This window comes from Actinomadura sp. 7K534, assembly GCF_004348575.1.
Classification (GTDB): Bacteria; Actinomycetota; Actinomycetes; order Streptosporangiales; family Streptosporangiaceae; genus Spirillospora; species Spirillospora livida.
In genome coordinates this window covers 1-2965 of the sequence record NZ_SMKB01000419.1, presented here as the reverse complement: position 1 = coordinate 2965, position 2965 = coordinate 1, and the positions used below count along the sequence as shown (strand labels likewise).

Sequence of the window (2965 nt, the reverse complement as noted above, 5' to 3'; positions counted from 1 at the left end):
GCCGACCAGGGCGCCCGCCAGGAGCCGTGCGTCGAGCCGCAGGGGCTCGCCCGGTTCGCCGACGCCTCCCCCGACCTGATCTACAGCGCCGACGTGCTGCTGGACGCCTTCCCCGACGCGCAGCTCGTCCAGGTGATCCGGGACGGGCGGGACGTCGTCGCCGACATGCTGGACGACGAGCGCTGCCTGGCCTGGTTCAAGCCGGGCCTGGCCAACCTGGACACGGTGTTCCCCAACCCCTTCCTCGGCGTCGAGGACCACACCGAGCGGAACCGGTGGCCGCGCGCCGCGGCGGCGGTCAAGTGCGCGCTGCGCTGGCGCGGCTCGGTGCGGCTCAGCGCGCGGCTGCGCCGCCAGGTCCCGGAGGACCAGCTCTTCACCGTCCGTTACGAGGAGATGGTGGCCCGGCCGCGCCGGGTGACCGCGGAGCTGGCGGAGTACCTGGACGCGCCGCTGCCGAAGACCGCCCTGTCCGGGCTGGTCCGCGCCGGGGCGCCGGACGCCGCCGACCACGGTGTCGGCTCCTGGCGCGACCGGCTCACGCCGCGGCAGGTCGCGCAGGTCGAGAAGGTCGCCGGGACCGAGCTGCGGCGGCTCGGCTACCGCCCGGCCGACGCCTGAGCCGCCGGGCGCGGGCCCGTCACTCCGCCCCGAGGGGCTCGGTCGGCCGCTCCTCGTCGCGCTGGTGCGCGAACTGCGTGCGGTAGAGCTCGGCGTAGAGGCCGCCCTGGAGCAGCAGTTCCTCGTGCCGCCCGCGCTCGGCGATCCGGCCGGCGTCGATCACCAGGATCTGGTCGGCCTCCCGGATCGTGGACAGCCGGTGCGCGATCACCAGGGACGTCCGCCCGGCCAGCGCCGTGCGCAGCGCCTGCTGGACGGCCGCCTCGGACTCGGAGTCCAGGTGCGCGGTCGCCTCGTCCAGCACGACCACGGACGGCGCCTTGAGCAGCAGCCGCGCGATCGCGATCCGCTGCTTCTCCCCGCCCGACAGCCGGTAGCCGCGGTCGCCGACGACGGTGTCGAGGCCCTCGGGCATCGCCTCGACGAGGTCGCCGATCTGCGCCGCCTCCAGCGCCGCGCGGATCTCCTCGTCGGTCGCGTCCGGCCGCGCGTAGCGCAGGTTCGCGCCGATCGAGTCGTGGAACAGGTGCGCGTCCTGGCTGACCACGCCGACCTCGCCGCGCAGCGAGGCGAGGGTGACGTCGCGGACGTCGACGCCGCCGATCCGCAACGCGCCGCCGGTCACGTCGTACAGCCGCGACACCAGGTGCGTGATCGTCGACTTGCCCGCGCCGGACGGGCCGACGAGCGCGACCATCCGCCCCGGGGCCGCGGTGAAGTCGATGTCGTGCAGGACCTCTCGCCCGGGGGCGGTGTCGGTCCGCGCGATCGACTCCAGCGAGGCCAGCGACACCTCCTCCGCCGACGGGTAGGCGAAGCGGACGTGGTCGAACTCGATCGACGGGGCGTCCGGCTTGGTCAGCCGCACGCCGTTGCCCGGAGCCGCGTCCCGGCCGTCGAGGGGCCCGTCCTTCTCGGACGGGCGGACCTCGCCGAGGGTGCGGGCGCCGTCGCGGTCGCGGATGAGCGGCTTGAGGTCGAGCACCTCGAAGACGCGGTCGAAGCTGACGAGCGCGGTCATCACGTCGACGTGGACGTTGGACAGCGCGGTGAGCGGCCCGTACATCCGGGTCAGCAGGGTGGCGAGCGCGACCAGCGTGCCGAGCTCCAGGGCGCCGTTCACGGCGAGGACGCCGCCGACGCCGTAGACCATGGCGGTGGCCAGGGCGGCGACCAGCGTCAGCGCGGTGAAGAAGACCCGCCCGTACATGGCGGCGACGATCCCGACGTCGCGGACCCGCGCGGCGCGCCCGGAGAAGTTCTCCTCCTCCTCGGCGGGCCGCCCGTAGAGCTTGGCCAGCATCGCGCCCGCGACGTTGAACCGCTCGGTCATCAGCGAGCCCATCTCGGCGTCCAGCACCATCTGCTCGCGGCTGACGCGCTGGAGCCGCTTGCCGACCCATTTGGCCGGCAGGATGAAGATCGGGAGCAGCAGCAGCGCGATGAGGGTGACCTGCCACGACAGGATCAGCATGGTGACCAGCACCAGGACGAGGCTGATCACGTTGGACACCACGGACGACAGCGTGGTGGTGAGGGCGCGCTGCGCGCCGATGACGTCGTTGTTCAGCCGGCTGACGAGTGAGCCGGTCTGCGCCCGCATGAAGAAGGCGACGGGCTGCCGCTGGACGTGCGCGAACACCTGGCTGCGCAGGTCGTAGATCAGCCCCTCCCCCACCCGCGCCGAGTACCAGCGCTGCACGAGGCTCAGCACGGCCTCCACCAGCGCGAGCCCGGCGACGGCGAGGGCGAGCCAGACGACCAGGCCCTGCCGCCCCGCGACGATGCCGCTGTCGATGATCGACTTCAGCAGCAGCGGGTTGGCGACGACGATCAGCGCGGACAGCGAGTTCAGGGCGAGGAAGAGCACCAGCTCGCGGACGTAGGGACGGGCGTACCCCGCGATCCGCTTCACCGTGCCGGGCTTGAGCTTCTGCCGGGTGACGGAGCTGTCCCTGCGGAACGAGGCCATCACCTGCCAGCCGTTGCCCGGCATTCCCGGCATTCCCACACACGCCTCCGAGGTCCGCCGCGCGGCCGCGGGGGCCGCCGCGCGCATCGACGTAATCAAGTAAGCATCTCAGTACCCGGCGGGCACAACGCACGTCCGGCGGGCCGCCTTCCCGCGTCCGCTCCTGGCGTAACCGGCGGTGCGCGCGGCGGCCCGCGAAGCGCTTATGGACTTCGCTCCACGCGCGGAGTAAAAGTGATCAACCCCTTACGTCAGGCTCATACCCCCCAGGAGCCCCAGTGATACGACGCCTCCCGCGCGGCGGCGCCGGCGTGATCACCATCACCGCCGCGCTGCTCACCCTCACCGCCCTCCCCGCCGGCGCGTCCGTGC

Annotated in this window: 2 protein-coding genes; one reads left to right on the top strand and one right to left on the bottom strand. The window is 73.1% G+C overall.

Annotated elements, in window-relative coordinates:
• Positions 1 to 621, top strand: a 621-nt coding sequence (locus tag E1266_RS36615; RefSeq protein ID WP_132055090.1) for a sulfotransferase, incomplete at its 5' end; no start/stop codon positions are given.
• A gap of 19 nt (positions 622 to 640) precedes the next feature.
• Here E1266_RS36615 and E1266_RS36610 read toward each other — a convergent pair.
• Complete coding sequence (locus E1266_RS36610) at positions 641 to 2617, bottom strand: ABC transporter ATP-binding protein (RefSeq protein WP_132055092.1); 1977 nt, start codon at positions 2615 to 2617, stop codon at positions 641 to 643.
• Between the last annotated feature and the right edge of the window lie 348 nt (positions 2618 to 2965).

What these genes read in the sequence shown, in the direction of transcription:
- E1266_RS36610 (WP_132055092.1), bottom strand. Translation starts at nt 2,617, where the DNA reads ATGCCGGGCAACGGCTGGCAGGTGATGGCCTCGTTCCGCAGGGACAGC.